Source organism: Methylobacterium sp. CM6247, assembly GCF_054817925.1.
In genome coordinates this window covers 3,003,272-3,028,665 of record NZ_JBTXKX010000003.1, presented here as the reverse complement: position 1 = coordinate 3,028,665, position 25,394 = coordinate 3,003,272, and the positions used below count along the sequence as shown (strand labels likewise).

Sequence of the window (25,394 nt, the reverse complement as noted above, 5' to 3'; positions counted from 1 at the left end):
CGACCGTGATGCAAGGCCGCCGAGCGGCCGCATCCGGTCATGGCAGACGTCCTTCCGGCAACCGCGCAGATGCGGAACATCGATCGCTTCGAAGGGCACGCACATCCTTCGCCGACATGTCGAACCGCCGCCTGAACGCCTTGCTGAAAGTGGGCGCATCGGTGAAGCCACAGGCATGCATGAGGGTTTTTATGGATGAGCAATCGTTGGCCGGTGATTCGAGCCAGCGACGGACGCGATCCAGGCGGGCATCGCGGATCTCGGCGGCGATACCCTCGCCCTCCGCAAACGCGCGGTAGAGTTTGGACCGCGAGACGTTGAGCGCCGCGGCCATGGCCTCGGGCCCATACGATGGGTCATGCGAATAACGTTCGATATGCACGCGCGCGAGCGATCTCAGCACGTCGGAAGACGCTTGTCCCTCACTGTCCTCGTCGCGATCTCTCACGAGCGCACGGACGATGTGGAGAGCACCCTTGACCGCAAGTCCCGCCTCGGCGTCCGACATGCCCGTCGCGGATTGCGCGACACTGTGCATGTACGTCATCAGTAATTCCGTCGACGGGCTCGCCCGGATACGGCGGCCGACCAAGCCATCGGCGCTTCCGACCTGTGCTTCGAACTCCAACCGGGGGACGCTGAAGCGTAACTCCCGATACGGCGTCAGAGCGCCAACGGCGAAAGGGCGGTCGAGCCTAATGAAACCGATATCACCGACACCCACGATGTGACCGCAGCTTCCCTGTTCGAGATAACCGTGTCCCGAGAGGAAGAAGCTGACGACGATGTCGTCACGGCCGGCTTGCCGAACATGGCGAAGATCGCCCTCGACGCTCACTGGACTGCTTTCCGTCAGAAGCAAGGTCGTGTGCGAGGACACAACGGCCAGACGGCTCGCCGAGAACGTTCCGTGGGGATCTAGCCGGCCGACTCTGCCGAGATTTTTCAGCGCGGTATTCCGCCAGAAATCGAAAGTGCGCGAAGGCTCGATGTTTTCGGTCGTTTCAACCAGCGTCAGTACTTTCGAGGGGGTAGGCACCGGGGAACTCCTGGGAACGTCCGATTCGATCCGCGACCTACGACACACGTAAAATCGGTCGGGCGGATGCCGGTTCTCGAATGCTGCGCGCGCAGTCGATTGCGTGACAACGATGCGGTCGCACAACCCTTGATGGCGCAATTGGTTTCCGTCTGGCGCATCGGCATATGACGACGCAAGCAGTAATTCGCAGGCCGTTCGAACCATGCTGGCAGGAATCGTGAGCGATACGCCAGGGGTATTCTGAATTACCGTATTTTGGGACGGAGAGACAATTTCCGTGGATTGACCCGTGGCGTTGGAGGCTTGTATTGCGGAGAAAGTGATTTGCTAACTTGTCTGAAAAGACGAGGCTATAGCACGTGTTGATTTATATAATTTAGTATTCATGCTCTCAATTGAGAATTATATGATATAAAATATGATGTAAAATATCATATTTATGTATTCAAGTGGCGTTTTTATGTGCGGGTATCTTTCTATTGCCTTCTATCAATTGAGAATGTGGAGGCTCATATGTGAAGATTGATATAATATATGATAAATGCGAACAAATTTATTGTGATGAGCATATAATAGCTGACATGCGGTGGGTGGTATATTGTAATCTCACCGCCTGTTGTGTCAAATTGCATTTCATTGCTAATTTATTCGTTGGTGCGGCTTGGGCTGGAAAGTCTATTCGTTCGCCAATCTGAATTGCGGTCAAGCGAACTGGTGCGATAGCAATCGCGTTTTCGCTATAGTCGAAGGTGAATTCACGCCTAGTTTTAGGTAAATTAGTAAAAAGCTGAAGCAAATAAGGCCGCTGAATGGTTCCGTTAAAGAACCTGCGCGCGTTTAATTTTATTACTTTCAATCTTTTGGTGCAACAATAACGTAGAATCCACGTAGTTATATCCTAACTAAAGTAAAATATGGAATCTCTTGGTTATTCGGAATGGTTTTACATCACAACTAAGTTTTGAAGAATATTTACTCGCATTATTGCTATTCGAAATCGTGACACTAGCGACCGCGCATGGCTGACTCGCACATGATGTCGTGAATCTATTTATATTTATTCTTTGCGTTCAGTTCGAGGCAGGCGGATTGGTATGTTTGCACCGGTATGCCGGGGCAATGTTCCGGGAACTTGTTTTTGTTAATCCGGTTGTTCGCATGGGAATACATTGAATTTTACAGACATTTAACAGAAAATGTCGTAACGTCTTGGTGTGGCCGCTGAAAGCTGAGTTTCAGGGCTCATTCCGATGAGCGCGCCAACCAGTACCAGTTGTTCAAGGGGCTGAATCGTGGAACGGACAATCGTCGCATTCGTCAAACCGCTTGCTTTAGCGTTAATTTGTTTCGTATCGATATTATATATATCGAAGAATGTTGGGGCTGCATTGGTCATCAGCCTCGTGCCATTGCTATTGGGCTGGCTCGGTATCATGGAGACTTTTGCCTACGCGATTGCGGCGGTTGTATTCCTGGCCGCGGTCACGTGGGCGGCAACACCGGTATCGGTCAAAGGTATCCTGGCCGAGCATTCGGAGCGGGCGATCACGGATATCCAGCAGGAAATAAAGGTGCGCTAGGGCCTAAAGGCTTTAACGGGCGATCAGGCACAAACTGATCCAGGTCGAGCAGAGCAAGGGCCGTCAGTGCCACTTCACCCCGCTCGACCTTTGTCCGTCCATGCTTCGTTTGTCGTTGTTCCGTATAACCAACTGTAATGCTGAAAAATGCCGGTCGGTGCAGCGCCGTCTCGCTTCGAGGGCGGCCCGCGCGATCTCGTCCGCTATGACGTCCCGAGCGCGGCATCCAGCCGGAGCCCGAGGGGCGCAAGGGGGCAATGTTCATTCGTCCTTGCCTGGCCACCCAATCGAGGCCTGGCGGACGATACGGTAACCCGTCGCGAATCCTCGTTCTCCGGCATCGGGTACCTGTCTCAGGTCTACCGCTCGATTGCTCCCCTACGACGCTGGAGACCACCTGTCAGAGCATCGAAACTGCGTCTTACCGGACACACCCTAAGCCTGCCGCGACACGCCGGACCGCCTTCACCGCACCGCAGGGAAACGGGCCATACCTTCGCCACATCGCGCGGCTTCAGCGGGTGAGCCGGCAGAATTTAAGCGCGTGTTCACCGCGACGCGGGATTGTGCAGGCACGCGTCGTCTTTCCCGCATCCGAAGCGCTTCGAGGCGCGACGGCGGGTGGGACGATCAATAGCAGCGGACGGGAGCGTGCCTTGGGGGCATGGCGATCCCGAGGGGAGAGGGGCAATGACGTTTGTAGTGCCGCGCGCGAAGGCGGGTCTGATCGGGGCCGTGGCGATGGCGGCGGCTTTGGCCGGGTGCGAGACCTATGGCGGTGGCGGGGCAGCGGCGACGCGCCAGTTCGCCGTGGTCGAAACCGATTCCACCGGTGCCACCAACGTCAACATCGCCTCCCTCACCGAGGTGATCCAGCGCAATCCCAACGATGCCGGTGCCTATGTCACCCGCGGCGCGGCCTATGCCCGTTCGGGCCAGTTCAACGACGCCATCGGTGACTTCTCGAAAGCCGTCCAGATCGATCCGAATTCGGCCTCGGCCTATAACAACCGTGCCCTCGCCTACCGCCAGACCGGACGCAACGACGCGGCATTGGCCGATTTCTCGAAGGCGATTTCCGCCGATCCGAGCTACGGCCCGGCCTATATCGGCCGCGCCAACGTTCTGCGCGCCCAGGGCGATCTCGACGGCGCCACCTCCGACCTCAACCAGGCGATCCGCCTGACGCCGGAATCGGCCGAGGCCTACCATGCGCGCGGCCTCGTCCGTCAGCGCCAGGGCCAGAACACCCAGGCCATCGGCGATTTCGACGCGGCCATCGACCGCAATCCCTTCGTCGCCGCGCCCTACGCCGCGCGCGGCCAGAGCCTCATCGCCACGAACCAGTTCGACAAGGCGATCGAGGATTACAACGCGGCCCTCAACGTCAACAACAAGGACGCCACCTCCTGGGCCTATCGCGGTCTCGCTTACGAGAAGTCGAACCGCAAGAAGGAGGCGATGGAGAGCTACCAGCGGGCCGCTCAGCTCGAGCCCGGCAATCCCGTGGCCAAGCAGGGTCTCGGACGTGTGCAGGGCGGCGTAGGCACCCTCTTCAACTGAAGCCCGCACGATGCGCGGAGGATTCTCGAACGGCATCGCCGCCTTGGCGATGCTCACCCTATCGTCGGGCGGAGTCGCCCTCGCCCAGACGGATACGGGCCGTCAGGCCTCGTCCGACCTGGCGACGATCGAGCGTTGCGTCGGATCCGCCAAGGACGACGGCGCGCGCCTGTCCTGTATCGGGCGTGTATCCCAACCCTGCATCGATGCGCCGGACGGTTCGGGCTCGTCCACCATGGGCATGAACGGGTGCTACGCCCGCGAGATCGCGGCCTGGGATACGCTCCTCAACCGCACCTACAAGGATTTGGGCGCGGCGATGAGCGAGAGCGCCAACCTCTCCCTGCGCGACGCTCAGCGGGCCTGGATCGCGTTCCGCGACAAGGCTTGCGAATGGCCGTCCCTCGTCTATCCGGGCGGTTCCATCATCGGCCCTCTCAGCGGCGAATGCCTGCAGATCCAGACCGGTCGGCGCGCCCTCGACCTCGACCGCATCAAGGCGGCGCTCACCGAGCGATAGGCGTCGGGCGTGGCCTAAGGGGACGGATGGGGCCAGCGTGTCGGGGCCGCATCCGGCCCTTCATCGACCACGAGGAAGCTTGACGACTCGGCGGTCACGGTGTTTCGCTGGGAACGGCTGATGCAGCCGGCCGCTCGCGCCCCTTTGGGTTTGGTGAATGCATCCTCCAATAGGTCTGCCATCCCTTTTGCAGGGTCGGCCAGTCGGCAATGCGAGCGCTGACGTTGCGGCCGATCCGGTAGGGATCAGCAAGATGACTTCCGTCGGCAGTGCAAAATCCATGGCAAAAGCCCTGGAAACGGCTATGCGAGCCAAGAACGTCGATATCTCACATGGCGAGTGTCTCGACATCGTCGCCCGTCAGCTCGGATGCCAGGACTGGAACATTCTCTCGGCCCGAGCCAAAAGCAGGACTGCATCGGCGACGCGTAAGGTGAAGGATCTCAAGGTCTGGGAGTTCAGGGCAGCGTATCCTGATGCTTACGACCATGGTGCGGATGCGGAAGCCGGAGCGCCGGGTGGATCGGCCGCTCTGATTCGGCTGATCCCAGAGATTTCCGTGGATCGCTACATAGATCTCACGAAGGCTATGGGCGGATACATGCAGACTGCGTCCGCACGGCCGTATCGTGGAAAGAGGTTCGCTGTCAGCGCTCAGCTTCGCAGCGAAGGTGTGAGCCATGGGGCAACGATTTTGGCGAGTGTTGGCGGCGCACCCGGTGAGACGTTCGCCTATGACAACCTGAAGAACCACCGTGACGGCTGGTTGTTTGGCGATAACCCTTGGACCTCCCGAAAGGTTGTGCTCGACGTCGACGATGATGCGGAGAGCCTATTCTTTGACTTCTTCCTCAAGGGGGCGGGCGCAGTCTGGGCTGCCGATTTCTCCGTCGACGTGGTCGATACGTCGATCCCGTTGACCGGTGAACGCATTGAGCGACGCGCTGTCGAGGCTGCCTGGCGGACGCCTGCAAACCTCCGGTTTGCCGAGGCAACGGAACCCCTGGGAAGCACTGCATAGACGAACGAGACGGAGCCGGATCGAGGGCTGGCCCCCACAGGGCGCCCGCTTTCTCGAAGCGGACTTCCGTTCCCCTTCCGCTTCGGGTGGTCGTGGCGCAAAACCGATGCCGGCTTTCGACCATCACGTCGTCCGTTCAGCCCGGCGGCAAGATCCGCCGGTACTGGATGAAGCCCGACCGGTCGGCGAGCGTCTCGTAGAGGGCGCGGGCCGGTGCGTTGTCTTCCATCGTCAGCCAGTGGACGCGGTCGGCCCTGGCGTAACGGGCCTCGACCATCACCGCCTCGATCAGGGTGCGGGCGACTCCCTTGCCTCGGGAGGACGGCACCGTGAACAGGTCCTGCAGGTAGCAGTAAGGTCCACGGGTCCAGGCCGAGGCGTGGAAGACGTAATGGACGAGCCCCACCAGGACGCCCTCATCCTCGGCCACGAGGGCATGGATGGGCACAAGGGGATCGTGGATCCGCGACCAGGTCAGGTCGCGGGTCTCCGGCGGGATCGAGGCGCGGTAGAAGTCGAGATAGCCCGACCACAACCCCTCCCAGGCCTCGCGCTCGTCGGGCCGGACGGCGCGGATCGCGAGGCCCGGTACGGCGGTCACGCTTCGAACCGCTCGGGGCGGCGATGCTCGCCGACGATGCGGCGGACGGTGCCGGTGGACGAACGGTAGACCACCGTCTCCGTCACGATCATGCCGGTCTTGAACCGCACGCCCTGCAGGAGCGCCCCGTCGGTGACGCCGGTCGCGGCCACGATCACGTCGCCGCGCGCCATGTCGGCGAGCTCGTATTTCCGGTTCGGATCGCTGATGCCCATCCGGGCCGCGCGCTCGCGCTTGTCGTGGCTGTCGAGGATCAGACGCCCCTGCATATGCCCGCCGATGCAGCGCAGGACGCCAGCCGCGATGACGCCCTCAGGTGCCGCGCCGATGCCGAGATAGATGTCGGCGCCGGTCTCGTCCGGGCTCGTCGTGTGGATGATGCCCGCGATGTCGCCGTCCGAGATCAGGCGGATGCCGGCGCCAGTCTCACGCACGGCGGCGACCAGGCCCATATGGCGCGGCCTGTCGAGGATGATGGCGGTGATTTCGGAGGGGGCGCAGCCCTTGTGGCGGGCGAGCGCCGCGATGTTGTCGGCCGGGCTGGCATCGAGATCGACGAGGCCCTGGGGATAGCCGGGGCCGATGGCGATCTTCTGCATGTAGACGTCGGGCGCGGCGAGCAGCGACCCGTGCTCGGCGAGCGCCATCACCGCGATGGCGCCGGGCATGTCCTTGGCGCAGAGGGTCGTCCCCTCCAGCGGATCGACGGCGATGTCCACCTTCGGCCCGGCGCCGGTGCCGAGTTGCTCGCCGATATAGAGCATCGGCGCCTCGTCGCGCTCGCCTTCGCCGATGACCACCGTGCCGTTGATCGGCAGGAGGTTGAGCTCGCGCCGCATGGCGTCGACGGCGGCCTGGTCGGCCTCCTTCTCGCGTCCCTGGCCGCGAAGCCGGGCAGCGGCGATGGCGGCGCGCTCGGTCACGCGCGCCAGTTCGAGGCTCAGGGTGCGGGTGACCGGATGTCCCGTCTGCCCAATCGTTTCGTCCGCCATCCTGGTCCCGTCCCTTGTCGTGTCTGGGCCGCGATGGGCGGCCTTCTTATTCGCGTTCGATCCTGATCAATTGCGGCGCTTCGGCAAGGAGTCCATCCGCCGCGATGGCGTCGAGCGCCGCGCGGATGGTGCCTTCCGTGGCCGCGTAGGTGATCAGCACCAGGGGCACCGGCTGGCCGGAGCGGCCATGCGGGTCCTTGGTGGCGGCGCTCTCCGAGCGTCGCTGCAGGATGCTTTCGATGGAGATGTCGCGCTCGGCCATCCGCGTGGCGACACCCGCCGCGACGCCGGGCCGGTCATGCACGGTGAGGCGGATGTAGTAGCCGCCCTCATGCCGCTGCATCGCCACCCGCTCGGACGGCGCGAGGCTCGCGGCGGGGCGTCCGAAGGTCGGCCGCGCGACGCCGGCCGCGATGTCGGCGATGTCCGCCACCACTGCGGAAGCGGTCGCCTCGCCGCCGGCTCCTGGGCCGATCAGCGTCAGCTCGCCCACCGCATCCGCACCGATGGTCACGGCGTTGGTGACACCCATCACCTGGGCGATGGCGGAGGATTTCGGCACCATGGTCGGGTGGACGCGCTGCTCGATACCGCCCTCGGCCACCTGTGCGACGCCGAGCAGCTTGATCCGGTAGCCGAGTTCCTCGGCCATGGTCAGGTCGAGGGGCTGGATCGCCGAGATGCCCTCCACCGAGACGCCCTCGGCGTCGATCTCCACACCGAAAGCGAGGCTGACGAGAATGGCGAGCTTATGGGCGGTGTCGAACCCCTCGACGTCGAAGGTCGGATCGGCCTCGGCGTAGCCCAAAGCCTGCGCGTCCTTGAGGCAGGCCTCGAAGGTCAGGCCTTCCCGCTCCATCCGGGTGAGGATGTAGTTGCAGGTGCCGTTCATGATTCCGTAGACGCGCGACACGGCATTGCCGGTGAGCCCCTCGCGCAGAGCCTTGATGACGGGGATGCCGCCGGCGACGGAGGCCTCGTAGGCCAGGGTCACGCCCTGGGCCTCGGCGGCTTTCGACAGGGCCGCGCCGTGATGGGCCAGCAGCGCTTTGTTGGCCGTGACCACGTGCTTGCCGGCCGCGATGGCGGCCTCAACCGTCGCCTTGGCCGGGCCTTCCGAGCCGCCGATGAGCTCCACCACGCAATCGACCTCGCCCGAGGAGGCCAAGGCGACGGGATCGTCGAACCAGGTCACGCCGGAGAGATCGAGGCCGCGGTCGCGAGTCTTGTCGCGCGAGGAGACGGCGGTGACACGCACCGCGCGGCCCGTGGCGGCGGTGATGGCTTCGGCGCGGCGAGCCACCATCCGGACGACGGAAGCGCCGACGGTGCCGAGACCGGCGACGCCGAGGCGGAGGCTCTGTGACATGGACGCGATCCGTATCTGACTTCGCTCGGCCGAGCGCGGGCAACCCGTCGTTCGAGCCTGTGCGTGACGCCGCTCCTTCGAACGGCCGGCTCTTCTGCAACGAATCCCTGTGGCGTGCAAGAAAACCTGTGGCTCTTCGCGACGCGGCGTCGAGCGGGCCGATCGGAGAACGACGGAGCCGTCCTCCTCAGGGCGTGGAACGCCGATCGTTCACCTTCGCCTCGAAGCGCCACGCCGTGGCGATGAGGCCGTACAGGACGGCGGCGTTGAGGCAATGCCAGAGGAAATGGGTGCCGATCGGCAGGCTCGGGCAGAGGGCGGCGTCCAGGGTGCGGAAGGTCAGGGAGAGGGCGAACAGCGCGGCGATGGCGAGGAGCGAGAGGCCGGCGCGGCTCCGTGCCGGGCCGAGGGAGCATGTCTGGGGCATCAGCAAGCCGACGGCGACGCCGACGAGGGCCAGGATGGCGGGGGCGTAGGCGATGGAGCCATTGCTCAGCCTGTCGACGGATTGGCCCGTGAGCGCGTCGAGGGCCGGTTCCAGCCCGGCAGCGAAGCCGGCAAAGCCGAGGGTCGCCAGGATCGCCGGAACGAGGGTGAGCCCGAGGAGCCGTCGAAGGGCGAGGAAGAAATAGGCGTAGATGAGGAGGGCAATGGGGATGACGTCAGCGAGCATCGCCCAGCGGACGGCAAGGGTGTGGAACAGGAACGACCCGATGCCGACAATGGCGACGAGCCCGGCCAGCGCCGTCGCCGCCCGGTCGCGTCTGGGGCCGGAGCCGGCGAGGCGAAAAGCCAGGAACGCGGCGACGAGGAAGGCCGCGTTGGAGGTGGCGTTCAGCGGCTCGGCCCAGAAGCCCGCATCCCCGCGCTCGCAATAGGCCCGGATCGGTGCGAACCAGCCGTCGGACATCCTGTCTTCCTCCCCCGCGCATGCCTTGCCAGCCCGACGCGAAGGCCCGATGACGGGCGGCCCTCTCCGACCGGATTTCAGAGCCCATGCGGATCGCCACCTGGAACGTCAATTCGATCAAGCAGCGGGTCGGCCATCTCGTCGGCTTCCTCGACGAGGCCAAGCCCGACGTGGTCTGCCTGCAGGAGCTGAAATGCCAGGACGAGGGCTTTCCCCGCGCCGAGATCGAGGCTGCGGGCTACGCCGTCGAGACGCTGGGGCAGAAGGCGTATAACGGCGTGGCGCTGCTGGTGCGGGCGCCGCACACCATGAGCGAGATCCGCCGTGGCCTGCCCGGCGACGAGACCGACGAACAATCCCGCTACATCGAGGCGCTGATCTCGGGGGAGGATGTGGCCCCCGTCCGGGTGGCCTCGATCTATCTGCCCAACGGCAATCCGACGCCGGGACCGAAATACACCTACAAGCTCGGCTTCATGGAGCGGCTGCGGCTGCATGCGCGCGCGCTCCTGGCCGACGAGCAGGCCCTGGTGCTGGCGGGCGATTACAACGTGATCCCCGAGCCCGAGGATGCGGCGGACGCGAGCGCCTGGGTGAACGACGCGCTGTTCCTGCCCGAGACTCGTTCCGCCTTCCGCGCCCTCCTCGCCGACGGATTCACCGAGGCCCTGCGCGCCTGCGACCCTCGGCCGGGCCTCTACACGTTCTGGGATTACCAGGCCGGCTGCTGGCAGCGGAACCAGGGTATCCGCATCGACCACCTGCTGCTCTCGCCCCAGGCCGCCGACCGTCTGGTCTCGGCTTCCGTGCAGAAGCATCTGCGCGGCCTGGAAAAGCCCTCCGACCACGTGCCGGTGACGATCGAGCTGCGACCGCGCTGATCCGAGGCCCGAGTTCGAGGGCTGAGCTAGCGACGTTCCGGGCGCGACTGCCCCGGGTAAAGGAATGATCTCTCATCGGACCCGTTCGGAGACGATCCTCCGTCACCGGGCGGTCATGCACATGCCGTAACGGCCCTGGAATCGATCACGCCAACCAGCGACGTGAGACCGTTCATGACGCGCGCAGCACGGGCCATCCGCCGCGAGACGAATCTGGGTCTCACTCAGGCCGTCCATCGCAACAGGGCCTTCTCGAAGGCGGGAGTGTCGGAACGCCTGTTCACGGCGGCCTTCAGCGGGTTGGTCTACCCACAGATCTGGGAAGACCCGGTGGTGGACATGGCGGCGCTTCGGCTGCGGCCGGAGGACCACGTCGTCACCATCGCCTCGGGGGGCTGCAACGCGCTCTCCTACCTCACGGCCAACCCGGCACGGATCAGCGCCGTCGACCTCAACGGCGCGCATGTGGCCCTGGGGAGGCTGAAACTCGCCGCCCTCCGGCACCTGCCCGACCATGCCGCGTTCTTCGGCTTCTTCGGCCGCCCCGCCCGGCCCGAGAACGTGGCCGCCTATGACGAGATCATCCGGCCGCATCTCGACGCCACGTCCCGGGCCTATTGGGAGACGCGGTGCCTTGATGGCGGGCGTCGCATCTCGGCCTTCGAGCGAGGCTTCTACCGCTACGGCCTGCTCGGGCGTTTCATCGGCGCGGGCCATTGGCTGGCCCGCCGCTACGGCTGCGATCTCAGTGCCGTTCTGAAGGCGCGGGACCTCGCCGAACAGCGGACGATCTTCGAGAAGGAACTGGCCCCGCTCTTCGAGAAGGCCTTCATCCGCTGGCTCATCCGCCAGCCGGCCTCGCTTTACGGCCTCGGCATCCCGCCCGCGCAATACGTGGCTCTGGCGGGCGACGGCCCCGGTGGAATGGCGGCCGTCTTGCGCCATCGCCTGGAGCGGCTCGCCTGCGGCTTCCCGATCCGATCCAACTATTTCGCCTGGCAAGCCTTCGGCCGCGCCTACGACACCGCGCCCGACGCATCGCTGCCGCCCTATCTCCAGGCCGGGAACCACGCGGCTCTACGCGAGCGCGCTGGCCGCCTCAGCTTCCGCCAGCAATCGATGACCGAATTCCTGCGGGAGAGCCCGGCCGCCAGCGTCGATGCCGTCATCCTTCTCGACGCGCAGGATTGGATGACGGATGCCGACCTCACCGACCTGTGGACCCAGATCACCCGCGCGGCTCGGCCTGGCGCCCGCGTGATATTCCGGACGGCGGCGGACGAGCGTCGGCTGCCCGGCCGGGTCCCGGATTCCATCCTCGGCGCCTGGGACTATGCCGAGGAGGAGAGCCGTCGCCTCGGCGAGCAGGACCGGTCGTCGATCTATGGGGCGTTCCACCTCTACCGTCTGGCCTCTTCATGAGCGAGGCGGCGCGGCTGATGGATCGGATGTACCGCTACCAGCGGCACATTTACGATGCGAGCCGGAAGTTCTACCTCCTCGGCCGAGACGGCATGGTCGCGGATCTCCGGCTTCCCGCCGGGGGGAGCGTGCTGGAGATCGGGTGCGGCACCGGGCGCAACCTCGTGCGCATCGCGCGAACCTACCCGGACGCCCGATGCTTCGGCCTGGATGTCTCGGCCGAGATGCTCGCGACAGCGGGGCGCGCCACCGCCCGCGCGGGCCTCGCCCACCGCATTCGCCTCGCCCGTGGCGATGCCACGGCCTTCGATCCGGCTGCCCTGTTCGGGGAGGCGGTCTTCGACCGGATCGTGATCTCCTACGCCCTGTCGATGATTCCGCCCTGGCGGGCCGTCCTCGCCGAGGCGGCCGGCCACCTCGCTCCGGACGGCTCCTTGCACATCGTCGATTTCGGAGATCAGGTCGGTCTGCCGCGGCCGGCGAGGTGGCTGCTCAACCGATGGCTCGCCGGGTTCCACGTGACCCCGAGACAGGGACTGGCCGATGCCCTCGCCGATGTGGCGCGCCTTTCCCGACGGCGGGCACGCGTGGCGCAGCGTTTCGGCGGCTATGCCGTGCATGGGGTGATCGAACGGGATCCGGGCCCTATCTGAGGTCATCCGAGGCACGGGCCATCGCGGCCCGCCTCACCCTCCCCGATCCAACAGGCCTTCCCTTCCCATGATTCTCTACGGCACGAGCTATTCGCCTTTCGTCCGCAAGATTCTCGTCACCCTCGCCGAGAAGAACATTACGTTCGAGCACGTTCCGGTGTTCTTCCACGCGCCGGACGAGGCGTTCCAGGCCTGCAGCCCTCTCGGTAAGATTCCGGCTTTCGAGGATGACGGCTTTCGGCTGGCCGATTCTTCGGCGATCTCGGCCTATATCGAGGCCAAGTATCCGAGTCCTGTCCTGTGGCCACAGGCGCCGAAGGACCGCGCGCGCGCCGTCTGGTTCGCCAAGTTCGGCGATACCGAGTTGTTCGCGGTGCTGATCAAGCCCTTCGCCGAGCGTGTCGTGAAGCCGGTCCTGATGGGTAAGCCCGGCGACGAGGCCGTGGCGGTGAAGGCGGTGACGGACGAGTTCCCGAAGCTCTACGATTACCTGGAGAGCCAGATCGACGGCCCGTACCTTGTAGGTGACGCGTTCAGCATCGCCGACATCTCGGTGGCGACGACGTTTCACAACCTTCGGCTCGCCAAGGAGCCGGTCGATGCCGGCCGCTGGCCGAAGCTCGCGGCCTATATCGACGCGACGCTGTCGCGTCCGTCCTTCGTCACGGCGATCGCGGCGCGGACGAAATGAGCCAACCGGCAGCCGGCTGTCGCTTCCTTTCCGGATCGCCTAGAGCGCTCTCCGCCGAAGTGGATGCCGGTTCGGCGAAAAAGAGCGCGGCAAAACAAAGGCCTGGTGATGTGCCCCGACCCAACGTGGTCGGGCGCAGATCTAGCGACGGCGCCGGGACGATCCGGTGACCTGCGACTGAGCCTGGAGGGCCTGGGCCTGAGCCTGGGCCTTCTCTTCTTCCGAAGCGGTGGCCCATGCCTTGTCGGACAGGGTGACGATCCAGTCGTCCTTGCGCCCCTGCGCCGATTCCCGCGCCAGCGACAGCCACATCAAGCCACGGGCCCGCTGTGCCGGAACGCCCTGCCCGTTCATCAGCAGGTTGCCCAGCAGGGCCTGGGCCGGAGCATGGCCTTTCTCGGCCGCGAGGTTGAACCAGCGCGCGGCCTGACGCGGGTCGGCATCCACGCCGGTCCCCTCGAGGTAGAGGCGCGCGAGATTGTACTGGGCGTTCGGGTCGCCGAAATACGACGCCGCGTAGTTGAACATGTCGTAGGCCCGCTCAGGATTCGGGCGCACGTAGGTGCCCTTGATCCCGTCGAGGAAATACGTGCCGAGCGCCGTGAAGGCGCTGGCGACCACGCCCGAATTCTGGGTGTCCGGCCCGTCATCGGTGTTGTCGTCGGCGATGCGCGAGAAGAACTCGAAAGCCTTCAGGTCGTCATGGGGCACGCCGTCGCCCTCGGCATACATCCGGCCGAGCTTCCACAGGGCAAGGGCGTGGCCCTGGCCGGCGGCGTATTCGAGGGCGCGGGCGGCCCCTTCCTTGTCGCCGGCATTGTAGTCGCGAACGCCCGAGCGCAGGGCTTCGCGCGCCGTGCGGTAACCGCCCGTGGCAGGCACGGGCGTACGCGCGGCGGGATCCAACGCCAGCGCCGAGGTGGCGCCGGCGAGGAGCAGCGCGAGGGCCGCTCCCATCCGCCTCACCCGACGTGCGGCGCGACCGGGATCGGCCCCTGCCGGCCGCACGGGCCGGCGAAGGTCAGTCCTAGACATCCGCATAGGTTTGAATCTCCTCGGCGCCCCCGGGATGGGTGACGGCGCCGTCCACTGCGGGACCGACGGTCTGCATGTATTTCCAGAGATAGCCGGAGGTCGCGGTGTTGGTCCGCGGCGTCCATTCCGCCCGCCGCTTGGCGAATTCCTCGTCGGTCACGGCCACGTCGAGCGTGCCCTTGATCGCGTCGAGGGTGATCATGTCGCCATCGCGGATCAGGCCGATCGGCCCGCCCACGGCGGCTTCCGGGCCGACATGGCCGACGCAGAAACCGCGCGTCGCGCCGGAGAAGCGTCCGTCGGTGATAAGGGCGACCTTGTCGCCCATGCCCTGGCCGTAGAGCGCGGCGGTGGTCGAGAGCATCTCGCGCATGCCGGGGCCGCCCTTCGGGCCTTCGTAGCGGATGACGAGAACCTCGCCCTCCTTGTAGGTGCGCTTCTGGACCGCCTCGAAACAGGCCTCTTCGCCGTCGAACACGCGGGCCGGGCCGGTGAAGACCTGCTTGTCCTCCGACATGCCGGCGACCTTCACGATGGCGCCCTGGGGCGCGAGGTTGCCGCGCAGGCCGACCACGCCGCCGGTGACGGTGATGGGCGCATTGGCGGGCCGGACCACGTCCTGGTCCGGGTTCCAAGCGACCTTCTCCATGTTCTCGGCGATCGTGCGGCCGGTCACGGTCATGCAGTCGCCGTGGATGAAGCCGTGGTCGAGGAGCGTCTTGATCAGCAGCGGGATGCCGCCGACCTCGAACATGTCCTTGGCGACGTAGCGCCCGCCCGGCTTCAGGTCGGCGATGTAGGGCGTGCGCTTGAAGATTTCGGCGACGTCGAACAGGTCGAACTTGATGCCGCATTCATGCGCGATCGCCGGCAGGTGCAGGGCCGCGTTGGTGGAGCCGCCGGAAGCCGCGACCGCGGCGGCAGCGTTCTCCAGGCTCTTGCGGGTGACGATGTCGCGCGGGCGGATGTTCTTGGCGATGAGCTCCATCACCTTCTCGCCTGCGGTCATGCAGAATCTGTCGCGGATTTCGTAAGGGGCCGGGGCGCCGGCCGAATACGGCAGCGCGAGGCCGATGGCCTCGGAGACCGTTGCCATGGTGTTGGCGGTGAACTGCGCGCCGCAAGCCCCGGCCGAGGGACAGGCGACCTGCTCCAGCTCGTCGAGATCGTCGAGGCTCATGTCGCCGACGGCGTGCTTGCCCACCGCCTCGAACAGGTCCTGTACCGTGACGGGCTTGCCGCGGAACGAGCCCGGCAGGATCGAGCCGCCATAGATGAAGATCGACGGCACGTTGAGGCGCACCATGGCCATCATCATGCCCGGCAGGGACTTGTCGCAGCCGGCAAGGCCCACGAGGGCGTCATAGGCATGGCCGCGCATGGTCAGCTCGACCGAGTCGGCGATGACCTCGCGCGAAGGCAGCGAGGCGCGCATGCCGGCATGGCCCATGGCGATGCCGTCGGTGACCGTGATGGTGCAGAATTCGCGCGGCGTGCCGTTGGCGGCGGAGACGCCCTTCTTCACGGCCTGCGCCTGGCGCATCAGCGAGATGTTGCAAGGCGCCGCTTCGTTCCAGCACGAGGCTACGCCGACCAGCGGCTGGTGAATCTGTTCCTTGGTGAGACCCATCGCGTAGAGATACGACCGGTGCGGAGCCCGCTCGGGACCTTCCGTGACGTGACGGCTCGGAAGCTTCGACTTGTCTGTGGTACGCACGTCCATCGTCTCTCTCGGCCCCGTCTCAGCCGCTACAGGTGAAGCCCGGCTGTCGTTTCTCAACGCGATGACAGGCGACGCCGGCGAAGCGTCGTTCGACACCGTGAAGCGCAGTCTCGGAATTCAGCGGTAAAGCGTTGGGGAAACTGTCGTTTACCGCGGATGTTGAGGTGGTCCCGGTTTATGGCGGGATCGCGGCGAATGAGGGCGTCTCCCAAGGCGAAGTCGGGATGCTTTCGCGGTGTTGCGACCCCGCCACAGCCACGCTTCTTCCCGGGACCGGGGGCAGGCAGCAATGTCCGGTGGGAGCACGCTGATCCGTTCGACCCTCGCGAATAGCTATCGCAGCCGGCGCAGCGTCGAAGCTCGGCCATGCGCGAAGTAAGAGAGGGAGGACAACTACTCTTTGCCTCACCCCGGCAGGGTATAAGCCAATCGCCATCGGCCGCGCCCACGAGATGTGCTCAGAATCGCGCTTTAGCGAAAGGTTTTTCCATTCGGTCGACTGAAAGCGCGTCTGACTGAGGTGTGCCCATTCCAGTCACAGGGCTCCACACTTCTCGGCTCGACTACCGTCGACCTCGAACAATGCTCCGTCAGGCGACGGATGCGGTGTCGCTTCCGTCCCCGATCGCCTGCTGACGCGGCGGCGGCTCCAGGTCCGGCCCGCTGCCATCCTTGAGGTTCACGCCGGTGATTCCGCGCACGAACGCCTCGCGCAGAAGCCAGTCGAGTTTGAACGCCGCGAGCTCATGGGAGAGCCCGGCGGGGCGGACGTTCGAGATGCAGTTGCGCTCGGCATCCGAACGACCGACGCGCGGGTCCAGAGTCAGATAGATCCCGAGACTGTCGGGCGAGGACAGGCCCGGCCGCTCGCCGATGAGGACGGCGACGGCGCGAGCCTTCAGCGCCGCGCCGATCCCGTCGCCGAGGGCGACGCGCCCCTGCGTCGCCACCACGATGGGAGCCAGCGTCCATCCGGCCTTATCGATATGCGGCTTGAAGGCGGCGAGGAAGCCGGCCGCACCCTCGTGCACTGCCCTAGCTGACAGGCCGTCCGCCACGACGATGGCGAGGTCCGCTGGCTCGGTGGGCCGCTCAGCGAGGGTCTTCGCGCTTTCCTCGCCCAGGGTGCGGCCGAGATCGGGGCGACGCAGATAGGTGGCGCGATCCGGCGCCGCCGAGGCGAGGGTCAGGGTGGGATAGCCGAGTGCCTCGATCCCGGAGGCGACCTCGGCGGCATCCATTGGCGTGTGTACGGCATCCCGCGCCTGTGCATGGGCGAGCCCGAAGCGCAGCACCTCGATGGTGGGCATGCCGGTTCCGGCGCGCCCGAGGCCGATCCGCGCCGGCGTCAGGCGGCTCAATCTGGTCCACGGATCTTCGGAGGTGTCCTCGGCGCTCATGCGGCAATCCCCTTCTGGGCGGACAGGCCGGGAGCCGCCGCTATGAGGCGGGCGCTCGGTCCTTCGGGCAGGAGTGCGCCCTCGGCGTCGGTGAGGCCGATCTGTTCGAGCCACGCCTCGAATTCCGGCGCGCGTTTCAGGCCGAGCACCTCGCGCACGTAGAGTGAATCGTGGAACGAGGTGGATTGGTAGTTGAGCATGACGTCGTCGGCGCCGGGAATGCCCATGACGAAGGTGCAGCCGGCCGCTCCCAGCAAGGTTAGGAGCGTGTCCATGTCATTCTGGTCGGCTTCGGCATGGTTGGTGTAGCAAACGTCGCAGCCGAGCGGCAGGCCCATGAGCTTGCCGCAGAAATGGTCCTCCAATCCGGCCCGGATGATCTCCCGGCCGTCATAGAGATATTCCGGCCCGATGAAGCCCACCACGGTGTTGACGAGGAGCGGCCGGAACGGACGCGCGACGGCGTAGGCCCGTGCCTCCAGGGTCTGCTGGTCGATGCCGTGATGGGCATTGGCCGAGAGCGCCGAGCCCTGCCCGGTCTCGAAATACATGCAATTGTCGCCCACCGTGCCGCGCTTCAGGGCAAGGGCCGCCTCGTGCGCCTCCTTCAGGATCGGCAGGGTGACGCCAAAACTGGCATTGGCCTTCTGCGTGCCCGCGATCGACTGGAACACGAGATCCACCGGCAGGCCGCGGTTCATCGCCTCCAGCGTGGTGGTGACATGGGTGAGGATGCAGCCCTGCGTGGGGATCGCGAGGCGCTGGATCAGGTCGTCGAAGAGGTGGAGCAGGCCGCTCAGGGTGGAGACGGAATCGGAGGCCGGATTGAGGCCGATCACCGCATCGCCGCAGCCATAGGACAGGCCGTCGACGATGGCGGCGGTGATGCCGGCGGCATCGTCGGTGGGATGGTTGGGCTGGAGACGGACGGAGAGCCGGCCGGGTAGGCCAATCGTGTTGCGGAACTTCGTCACCACCCGGCATTTGCGCGCCACCAGGATTAGGTCCTGATGCCGCATGATCTTCGAGACCGCGGCGGCGATCTCCGGCGTGATGCCGGGCGAGATCCGGGTCAGGGTCTCGGAGGACGCCTTGATCAGGAACTCGCGGAAATCGCCGACGGTGAGATGGGCGATCTCCTTGAAGGCCACTTCATCATGCGTGTCGAGGATGAGGCGGGTGACGTCGTCCTCCTCGTAGGGAATGATGGGTTTCGCCAGGATCTCCGACAGCGGCACCTCGGACAGGCACCAGCGCGCCGCCATCCCCTCCTCCGCCGATTCCGCAGCGATGCCGGCGAGCCGGTCGCCGGATCTCAGCGGCGTCGCCTTGGCCATCAGCGCGGCGAGATCGGCAAAGACATGGGTCTTGGGGCCGACGATGTGGCGATAGGTCATTTTTTAACGCTCCTGCATCGTCGTCGCGAAAATCGAGCCATACGACCGGGCGTTCATTCTACCTCATGTTGGCGGCTGGGAAGTCCGAGCCGTTGGAAAATCTGCACTTCCACGACCGTGCGCAGAACCAAGCCGATGAACCCTATAGGCAAGAAAACAATCTGAAAAAGGACGATCTGTAGAGATCGATTTTCATCCGAGAGCGGGCCGATTGCGATGGAAACCGAAAGGATGACCGCAACCATGATCACGACGAGGGGCAAGCTTGCTCGAAAAGCGATAAAGAAGATGTCCCACGCCCGACCTTCCGTTGCCCGAAATGCGTCTTTGGCGGTGACGTTCAGGTTTGGCACTGCAAGGATCAGTCCCAAGACGACCAAGCGTATCCTAAGCCATAACAAGAGGCCACCCGCGCCGATAAATATCGATAGCATAAGCAGCAGCGAGTCGGTTTTCTGAGCTTCTCCCCATAGGGATGTGATCAGCTGCCATCCTATCTCATAGACGATAAAATATCTTGCCCGGATCGACTGAGTGAGCGAGTTTTTAATGCTTAAGCGTTCAAGGTCCAAGCAATAGCGATAGATTGCTAATAAATAAGGAATGTATATGATTGAGAAAGCTATGTAAAATAGTCCACCCAGCGATATGAAAGGACTGTCAAATGATCTGCCTGCAAAACTGATCAACACAAATTGCGTGATAGCAATCGCGATCATAGTGCCGGTTTCGCGCCAAAGCGAGCGCATTGCCCGAAAAGACATTCGATATGCATCTAATGTCATTCCTTTTGTCTGAAGGATGGCTGGCATCGTGCCTCATTCGATAGTCTATCTTATCCCGAAAGAGGCATATCATAGATCGTAAAGTCTTGCTTAGACTGAAATCTCATACATCGGCCGTCTGGTAGACGGTCTTATCCAAGACGGAGGTGTGGACGAACCACCCCGACATGAGGTCAGGGCACCGAATCGATCGCCTTTGTCGGCCCGACCCATGTGCCGACGACGCGCGTAGGTGCCGAAATCGGGCGACGGGACACGGCATCCCGTCACCCGGACGTTCAGGCCGCTCCCGCATGCGGCGCGGGCAATTCCGTCGAGATTGCGTCGACCGTGCGCTGGGGCGGGCTGCCGAGGCCGTCGGAGCGCGCGATACGGATTTGCTGGTTGACCGGCTGCATGTTGCCGTAGGGCGTCGAGAAGGCGATCTCGGCCGCATCCCGGCCGACGCCGATGCGGACGAGACCGTCGAGATCGGCCTGACGGGTGGCGTCGAACAGCCACCAGCGGCCGTCGAGATAGGCCTCGAACACAGCGTGGAAATCGCTCGGCACGAGCCCGTGGGCGTAGCAGCTCACGAAACGGGCGGGGATGCCCAGGGCTCGGCAGAAGGCCGTCCCGATATGCGCGAAATCGCGGCACACGCCGGCGCGCTTGAGCAGGCTCTCATCGGCGGTCGTCTCGCCGTCGCTGGTGCCGGGCTGGTAGGTGAGATGATCGTGAATCCAGTTGCAGATCGCGTTGACGCGCTGGTGCCCCTTGGGCATCGCCCCGAACTCGGCCTGCGCGAAGGGCGTCAGCCGGTCGGACGAGACGAAGCGGCTGGGCAGCAGGAACGGCAGGATGTCGAGGGGAAGCTGCGAGATCGGCGTTTCGTTGATCGTGGCCGGATCGGCCCGATGGACGGTGAGCTCGACCTCGGCGTTGTATTCCAGCGAGAACTGGCCGGCGGGGACGTTCACCCCGAGATAGCGGTTTTGCAGATCGGGCGAGATGTAGATTTCCCGCTTCAGGTCGGGCTTGAGAATCAGCGTCTCGCTGAGAATCTCAAGGCTCTTCAGTCGAGCGACCTCGATATTGAAGATAAACGTCGTGTCCGACAGTATGTTATAAGACAGACTGCAGCCGAGCATGTAGCGCATGGAAGCTCCTTCCTCCGTTTCGGAAGACCGTGCAAGGATTACGCCCGCCGCAGCTGCAAGGATCCTGTTGTTAAGGCCGGCTTGCGCTTCCCGGCCCCGCTGCCAAACCAATCTTTTGTCCGAGGATGCGGCCACCGTTGAGCCCGGAGGCCGCATCACGGCTCGGTCTGGATACCTTCGAAGCAGTGCTTCAGCTACCGGATGATGTTCGTCTTGGCGAGATCGAGAACCGAATCCCCGCGGCCGCTCATCACCGCACGCAGCACGTAAAGGCTGAAGCCCTTCACCTGCTGTCCGTCGATCTTCGGTGGGATCGAGAGTTCCTGACGGTTGACCACCACGTCGAGTACGGCCGGACCGTCATGGGCGAGCACGTTCCGGATCGCGCCCTCCAGTTCGGCCGGGTCTTCTACCCGCACCGCGTGGAGCCCGACCGCCCGGGCCATCGCGGCGAAATCCGGGTTCTCGAGCGCGACGCCGGTTTCGAGATAGCCTGCGGCCTTCATCTCCATTTCGACGAAGCCGAGTGAGCCGTTGTTGTAGATCACGATCTTCAGCGGCAGCTTCTCCTGCCGCAGTGTCAGGAGATCGCCCATCAGCATCGAGAAACCGCCATCGCCCGACAAGGAAACGACCTGCCGGCCGGGAGAGGCCGCCTGTGCGCCGATGCCCTGCGCCATGGCGTTGGCCATGGAGCCATGCACCCACGATCCGAGAAGCCGGCGCTTGCCGTTCATCTTCAGGTAGCGCGCCGCCCAGATCGTCGGCGTACCGACATCGGCCGTGAAGATCGTGTCATCCGCCGCCGCTTCGCTTACGAGCTTGGTCAGATATTGCGGATGGATCGGGGCCTTGGCCGATTTCAGGCCGAACCAGCCCTTGGTCGGCGCGCCGGTGGCGAGATCGTCGAGGTCCTCGCGCGCCTTGGCGTAGTGTTTCAGGCTGGCATCGAGCCAGGTGCGGTCGGACTTGACGCCGAGCTTCGGCAGGAGCGCCGTGATCGTATCCCGTACGTCGCCGACGAGACCGAGATCGAGCTTCGTCCGCCGGCCGAGCTGGTTCGACCGTAGATCGACCTGCGCCACCTTGGCATTCGCGGGATAGAATTGCTTGTAGGGAAAGTCGGTGCCCAGCATCAGCAGCGTGTCGCAGTCTCGCATCGCCGCATAGCCGGAAGAGAACCCGATGAGGCCGGTCATTCCGACATCGTAGGGATTGTCGTATTCCACGAATTCCTTGCCACCGAGGGCATGGACGATCGGGCTCTTGAGGGCTTCGGCGAGCTGCAGCAATTCGGCATGGGCGCCGGCGCATCCGCGACCGCAGAGTAGCGTGATCTTCGACGAACCGTCGAGGAGTTCGGCCAGCGCGTTGAGCTCGGCTTCGGCGGGACGGATCGTCGGCTTCGCCGGCAGGAGGCCGGCATTGGGGGCAATGGCGCGGGCCGGCGCATCCTTCAACGCGACGTCGCCGGGAATGATCACCACGGCGACACCACGCTCGCCCACCGCGGCACGGATGGCATTCTCCAGGACGAACGGGAGCTGGGACGGATCGGAGACGAGCTCGCAATAGTGGCTGCACTGGGCGAACAAGGCCTTCGGGTCTGTCTCCTGGAAGTAGCCGGATCCGATCTCTGCCGAGGGGATATGTGCGGCGATGGCCAGGACGGGAGTCCGGGTTCGATGGCAATCGAACAGGCCGTTGATGAGATGGACATGGCCTGGCCCGCAGGAGCCCGCACAGACCGCCAACTCCCCGGTGATCTGACTTTCCGCGCCGGCCGCGAAGGCGCCGACCTCTTCGTGGCGCATATGCACCCAGTCGATGACGCCCCTCGCCCGGATCGACTCGGTCATGGCGTTGAGGCTGTCGCCGACGACACCGTAGATCCGTCGTACCCCCACCTGCTGGAGGGTTTCGACGACGAGATCCGCGACGGTATCGATTTTCATGGTTCGCGCTCCTGCTTCAGAACCCGAACGATGCTGCGCCGCACACGTTCCCGAGGTCCATTGAGTGTCACTCACCCGTGTCATTCCGCGATATCGCTGACCCGAGGCGCGATCACGGCGAAGAGATCCCCGAGCGTCGCGAGGCTCGCGGCCTGAAGCGAATTCGCGGGCACCACCTGACCGTCGGGACCGGGCAAGGCGCGGGTCGCGGTGGTGGAGGCCACGACCGTCGGGCTGAATCCCAGGTTGAAAGCGCCGCGCGCCGTGGAGTTGATGCACATATGCGTCATGAAACCGGCGAGCAGAACCGATTTCATACCCGTCGCTTCGAGGTGCTTCTGCAGATCCGTACCGACGAAGGAATTAGGATAGTTCTTGACGATGACCCTCTCGCCGTCTCGTGGCGCGACCTCGTCACTGATCCTGCCGATCGGGGCGGCGATATCGTAGGGCGAGCCGGGTCCGGCATCGTGCTGGATGTGAAAGATCGGGATGCCGGCCTCCCGTGCGCGATCGAGGAGTGCGCGTGCCGCGCGGATGGCGGGCTCCACCTCTTCCAGGCGCATGATGCCTTCGCGATAGGTGTTCTGCAGATCGATCATCACCAGGGCGGAGGATCGAAGCCGGGCCGGCACCGGGCTCAGGCCGGAGACGTCGCGCAGGGTCTTGAGGTCTGTCATGGCTGGCTTCCGGTCTGCAATCGCAACGGCGGGGTTTGGGGTGAGGAGACCTCATTCGGGGACCGCGTCAATCCCGTCCTTGGCCAGCAGGAACGGTACGCCCTCGCGAAAGCTCCCCGGTCACCCTTTCTCAATCACGAAATCGCGCGCTCAAGGCCTCTCGTACCGTAGGGAGGTGCAGGCGGCGAAAATGTCAGAATTTGTTCAGCGATCGGGTGTCTTGATGCAGCACGCCCCGCGGTGAAGCTTTAATCCCGAGGGGACGCGATCCGGAGTTTGTGTCATGAAGCACGTCAAGACTTATGGCCTCCTTGCCGCCGTCATTGGTGGCCTGACGATGTCTGCCGCCACAACCACCACGGCCGAGGCTGCCGGCGGGTGCGGTTACGGCTATTACCCCTCCGCGTTCGGGTGCAAGGCCACATCCCGCGCGTTCGGCTACTACGCGCCCCGCCCCGTGCCGGTTTATGGCTATGGTTACGGCTATCGCCCGTATTACCGTCCTTACGCCTATGCTCCTCGGCCCTACGCTTACGCACCCCGCCCCTACGTGCGGTTCGGCTTCTGAGAATGACAAAGGGTGCTCCCGGCCGACCCGGAAGCACCCCCTCGTTCGATGGTAGCGAGGCGGGCGACGAGAGGCCTGGATCGCATGAGACCCAGGCCTGATCCGCCCTCAGTGACGTCAGCGGGTCGGCGCGCTGGTACCTTTGCCCGATGCTCCCGGAGACGACCCCGAACCGGCATCATTGGCGCCCGTGCTGTTCGACGTGCCTGAGCGGCTCTTGTCTCCCGTGGAGGGGCCGCTCCCGGCGGCTCCCGGCGATGAACCGGCTCCCGCATCGTTCGGCCCGGTGTTGTTCATCGTGCCGGACTTCGTGGTTCCGGAGCCACCTTCCGCAGCGAAGGCGGGCGATCCGAGGAGCAATGCCCCGGCGAGGGCAAGCGTCAAAGCTTTCATGCGTTTCTCCCTGAGTCTGGCGCGGTGCACGCTGAAGGAAACGCAAAATTCAGCTGTGACGTTCCGGCACAGGCGGCAATGACGATCCGGCAGGCCGAGCCCAGCGTGGAAGGCATCGGGTGAGACGATCTGGATCGATGTCCGTGCCGAGAGTCCTTCGAGGTCTGCTTAGCTTGTCGACTGGCGGAGTTCAGGCCGACCCTGACGCCTTCCATCTCGCAACGCAGGCGATTGCCTCATCTCTTTACTCCGCTCTACTATCGCTGTGCCGGCCATGCGGTGATGCGATTTGAGTCGGCGATGAGGTCGCCGATGTTCGTGGACGAGGGTTGGAGGCCGCCGCGAGAACCGGCTTGGGAGCCGCCTTCACGCAAGCCCCCGATGACCAAGGCACAAGAGCGGGCGGTCGTCTGGATCGTCGGACTGAATGTGGTGCTGCTCTTCGTTGCACCAGTGGGCGGGGCGAGCGTGATCCACGCCCTAATCGCGCTGTTCGGGCAATCATAGCCTCCACGATGAGACGACCAGGATCCCGATCGTTGCTGCCCTGGCGTCACTGTCTACCGTGATCTTCCGAGGGTCTCGCGGATGTGATCCGAACTTCTGCCCCGACTGTTTGTGGCGACCTGTCGTGCTGGATCGCTGATGCCCTTCAGCCCACAGCCACGCAGCGCGGCAAACTTTATTGCTCGCTCACCCCGAACGCGGTCATTCAGTCCTGACCAATGCAACAGAATGCCAGCGTCGCGGTCACCGTCACACGAGACTGGCTGCACCGCACGACATGTTTCACGGAATGGCGTTCAAGGCCCGATCTGGCGGAGCTTATTTGGGCCGTCGCGTGATGGCGGAGAGATGGCGACCCCGGTTGGGCTCGAACCAACGACCTGCCGCTTAGAAGGCGGCTGCTCTATCCAGCTGAGCTACGGAGTCGGGACGCCGCGCTTTTCCTAACACCGCCCTGGAGGGCTGTCATTAGCCCTCGCCGATTGCCTGGGCTGATCAAGTGTGGAGAGCACCAGATGGGCCTACGCTGCAAGGCAGCAGGATTTTCATGGCTTCCTCTACCGCAGA

25 protein-coding genes and 1 tRNA gene are annotated in these 25,394 nt (G+C 64.4%); 10 read left to right on the top strand and 16 right to left on the bottom strand.

All coding sequences use genetic code 11. The features are described from left to right. Positions 1–37: 37 nt before the first annotated feature. Entirely contained in the window at positions 38–1,039 is a 1,002-nt protein-coding gene (locus ACYQOP_RS15260) for a helix-turn-helix domain-containing protein (RefSeq protein ID WP_461222921.1), read from the bottom strand. A gap of 1,189 nt (positions 1,040–2,228) precedes the next feature. Then, positions 2,229–2,438, bottom strand: coding sequence for a hypothetical protein (locus ACYQOP_RS15255; RefSeq protein WP_461222920.1), 210 nt, complete (start codon positions 2,436–2,438; stop codon positions 2,229–2,231). Here ACYQOP_RS15255 and ACYQOP_RS15250 point away from each other — a divergent pair. The 4 genes from ACYQOP_RS15250 (at position 2,431) to ACYQOP_RS15235 (ending at position 5,726) form a co-directional block, all read left to right on the top strand. Beyond that, positions 2,431–2,622 (top strand): hypothetical protein, encoded by a 192-nt coding sequence (locus ACYQOP_RS15250; RefSeq protein WP_210348270.1) that lies wholly within the window; start codon positions 2,431–2,433, stop codon positions 2,620–2,622. The genes ACYQOP_RS15255 and ACYQOP_RS15250 overlap by 8 nt on opposite strands. Positions 2,623–3,312: 690 nt before the next feature. Beyond that, positions 3,313–4,185 carry a tetratricopeptide repeat protein gene (locus ACYQOP_RS15245; RefSeq protein ID WP_056433639.1) on the top strand — a complete coding sequence of 291 codons (873 nt, stop codon included), beginning with the start codon at positions 3,313–3,315 and terminating at the stop codon, positions 4,183–4,185. A gap of 10 nt (positions 4,186–4,195) precedes the next feature. Then, entirely contained in the window at positions 4,196–4,705 is a 510-nt protein-coding gene (locus ACYQOP_RS15240) for a lysozyme inhibitor LprI family protein (RefSeq protein WP_207411370.1), read from the top strand. 253 nt (positions 4,706–4,958) lie between these two features. Then, positions 4,959–5,726 carry a glyoxalase superfamily protein gene (locus tag ACYQOP_RS15235; protein ID WP_461222919.1) on the top strand — a complete coding sequence of 256 codons (768 nt, stop codon included), beginning with the start codon at positions 4,959–4,961 and terminating at the stop codon, positions 5,724–5,726. A 136-nt stretch (positions 5,727–5,862) separates the two neighbouring features. Here ACYQOP_RS15235 and ACYQOP_RS15230 read toward each other — a convergent pair whose 3' ends face one another. From ACYQOP_RS15230 to ACYQOP_RS15215, 4 genes are all read right to left on the bottom strand, one after another. Further along, entirely contained in the window at positions 5,863–6,327 is a 465-nt protein-coding gene (locus ACYQOP_RS15230) for a GNAT family N-acetyltransferase (RefSeq protein ID WP_461222918.1), read from the bottom strand. Beyond that, entirely contained in the window at positions 6,324–7,319 is a 996-nt protein-coding gene (gene glpX, locus ACYQOP_RS15225; protein WP_056433649.1) for a class II fructose-bisphosphatase, read from the bottom strand. Before glpX ends, ACYQOP_RS15230 begins: the two co-directional genes overlap by 4 nt. 46 nt (positions 7,320–7,365) lie before the next feature. Further along, the gene (locus ACYQOP_RS15220; RefSeq protein ID WP_461222917.1) at positions 7,366–8,688 is read right to left on the bottom strand and encodes a homoserine dehydrogenase; all 1,323 of its coding nucleotides are present in this window, start codon (positions 8,686–8,688) and stop codon (positions 7,366–7,368) included. A gap of 187 nt (positions 8,689–8,875) precedes the next feature. Next, the gene (locus ACYQOP_RS15215) at positions 8,876–9,598 is read right to left on the bottom strand and encodes a ceramidase domain-containing protein (protein ID WP_461222916.1); all 723 of its coding nucleotides are present in this window, start codon (positions 9,596–9,598) and stop codon (positions 8,876–8,878) included. A gap of 86 nt (positions 9,599–9,684) precedes the next feature. On the opposite strand from ACYQOP_RS15215, the gene xth reads away from it, so the two are divergent. The 4 genes from xth to ACYQOP_RS15195 all read left to right on the top strand — a co-directional run bounded on the left by xth (position 9,685) and on the right by ACYQOP_RS15195 (position 13,245). Further along, positions 9,685–10,479, top strand: a complete 795-nt coding sequence (gene xth / locus ACYQOP_RS15210; RefSeq protein ID WP_461222915.1) for an exodeoxyribonuclease III — start codon at positions 9,685–9,687, stop codon at positions 10,477–10,479. A 174-nt stretch (positions 10,480–10,653) separates the two neighbouring features. Beyond that, positions 10,654–11,901 carry a BtaA family protein gene (locus tag ACYQOP_RS15205; RefSeq protein WP_461222914.1) on the top strand — a complete coding sequence of 416 codons (1,248 nt, stop codon included), beginning with the start codon at positions 10,654–10,656 and terminating at the stop codon, positions 11,899–11,901. Next, the gene (locus ACYQOP_RS15200; protein ID WP_461222913.1) at positions 11,898–12,554 is read left to right on the top strand and encodes a class I SAM-dependent methyltransferase; all 657 of its coding nucleotides are present in this window, start codon (positions 11,898–11,900) and stop codon (positions 12,552–12,554) included. Before ACYQOP_RS15205 ends, ACYQOP_RS15200 begins: the two co-directional genes overlap by 4 nt. Before the next feature lie 67 nt (positions 12,555–12,621). Further along, the gene (locus ACYQOP_RS15195) at positions 12,622–13,245 is read left to right on the top strand and encodes a glutathione S-transferase family protein (protein ID WP_461222912.1); all 624 of its coding nucleotides are present in this window, start codon (positions 12,622–12,624) and stop codon (positions 13,243–13,245) included. Between the two features lie 141 nt (positions 13,246–13,386). Here the strand turns inward: ACYQOP_RS15195 and ACYQOP_RS15190 are convergent, their stop codons facing one another. The 8 genes from ACYQOP_RS15190 to ACYQOP_RS15155 all read right to left on the bottom strand — a co-directional run bounded on the left by ACYQOP_RS15190 (position 13,387) and on the right by ACYQOP_RS15155 (position 23,359). After that, positions 13,387–14,286 (bottom strand): tetratricopeptide repeat protein, encoded by a 900-nt coding sequence (locus ACYQOP_RS15190; protein ID WP_056433677.1) that lies wholly within the window; start codon positions 14,284–14,286, stop codon positions 13,387–13,389. Continuing rightward, a complete protein-coding gene (gene ilvD, locus ACYQOP_RS15185; protein WP_056433680.1) occupies positions 14,273–16,003 on the bottom strand; it encodes a dihydroxy-acid dehydratase in 1,731 nt (576 codons plus the stop codon). The genes ACYQOP_RS15190 and ilvD overlap by 14 nt, the downstream gene beginning before the upstream one ends. A 590-nt stretch (positions 16,004–16,593) precedes the next feature. Beyond that, entirely contained in the window at positions 16,594–17,403 is an 810-nt protein-coding gene (gene eutC, locus ACYQOP_RS15180; RefSeq protein WP_461222911.1) for an ethanolamine ammonia-lyase subunit EutC, read from the bottom strand. Further along, a complete protein-coding gene (locus tag ACYQOP_RS15175; RefSeq protein ID WP_461222910.1) occupies positions 17,400–18,800 on the bottom strand; it encodes an ethanolamine ammonia-lyase subunit EutB in 1,401 nt (466 codons plus the stop codon). The genes eutC and ACYQOP_RS15175 overlap by 4 nt, the downstream gene beginning before the upstream one ends. Positions 18,801–18,853: 53 nt before the next feature. After that, positions 18,854–19,612: a hypothetical protein gene (locus ACYQOP_RS15170; RefSeq protein ID WP_461222909.1), complete on the bottom strand. Its 759-nt coding sequence runs from the start codon at positions 19,610–19,612 to the stop codon at positions 18,854–18,856. Between the two features lie 251 nt (positions 19,613–19,863). After that, positions 19,864–20,724, bottom strand: coding sequence for a transglutaminase-like domain-containing protein (locus tag ACYQOP_RS15165; RefSeq protein ID WP_056433694.1), 861 nt, complete (start codon positions 20,722–20,724; stop codon positions 19,864–19,866). A gap of 194 nt (positions 20,725–20,918) precedes the next feature. Beyond that, positions 20,919–22,679, bottom strand: a complete 1,761-nt coding sequence (gene poxB, locus ACYQOP_RS15160) for a ubiquinone-dependent pyruvate dehydrogenase (RefSeq protein ID WP_461222908.1) — start codon at positions 22,677–22,679, stop codon at positions 20,919–20,921. Positions 22,680–22,759: 80 nt separating this feature from the next. Then, positions 22,760–23,359, bottom strand: a complete 600-nt coding sequence (locus ACYQOP_RS15155; RefSeq protein WP_461222907.1) for a cysteine hydrolase family protein — start codon at positions 23,357–23,359, stop codon at positions 22,760–22,762. A 283-nt stretch (positions 23,360–23,642) separates the two neighbouring features. Here ACYQOP_RS15155 and ACYQOP_RS15150 point away from each other — a divergent pair, with 283 nt between their 5' ends. Then, positions 23,643–23,927, top strand: coding sequence for a GCG_CRPN prefix-to-repeats domain-containing protein (locus ACYQOP_RS15150; protein ID WP_461222906.1), 285 nt, complete (start codon positions 23,643–23,645; stop codon positions 23,925–23,927). Between the two features lie 117 nt (positions 23,928–24,044). On the opposite strand, the gene ACYQOP_RS15145 is transcribed toward ACYQOP_RS15150, so the two are convergent. Then, on the bottom strand, positions 24,045–24,320 hold the full coding sequence (locus ACYQOP_RS15145; RefSeq protein ID WP_461222905.1) for a hypothetical protein: 276 nt from the start codon (positions 24,318–24,320) through the stop codon (positions 24,045–24,047). Between the two features lie 381 nt (positions 24,321–24,701). Between ACYQOP_RS15145 and ACYQOP_RS15140 the strand changes: the two genes are divergently transcribed. Further along, a complete protein-coding gene (locus tag ACYQOP_RS15140) occupies positions 24,702–24,827 on the top strand; it encodes a hypothetical protein (protein WP_281435330.1) in 126 nt (41 codons plus the stop codon). A 349-nt stretch (positions 24,828–25,176) separates the two neighbouring features. On the opposite strand, the gene ACYQOP_RS15135 is transcribed toward ACYQOP_RS15140, so the two are convergent. Further along, positions 25,177–25,253 (bottom strand) — tRNA-Arg (locus tag ACYQOP_RS15135). Positions 25,254–25,394: the final 141 nt, after the last annotated feature.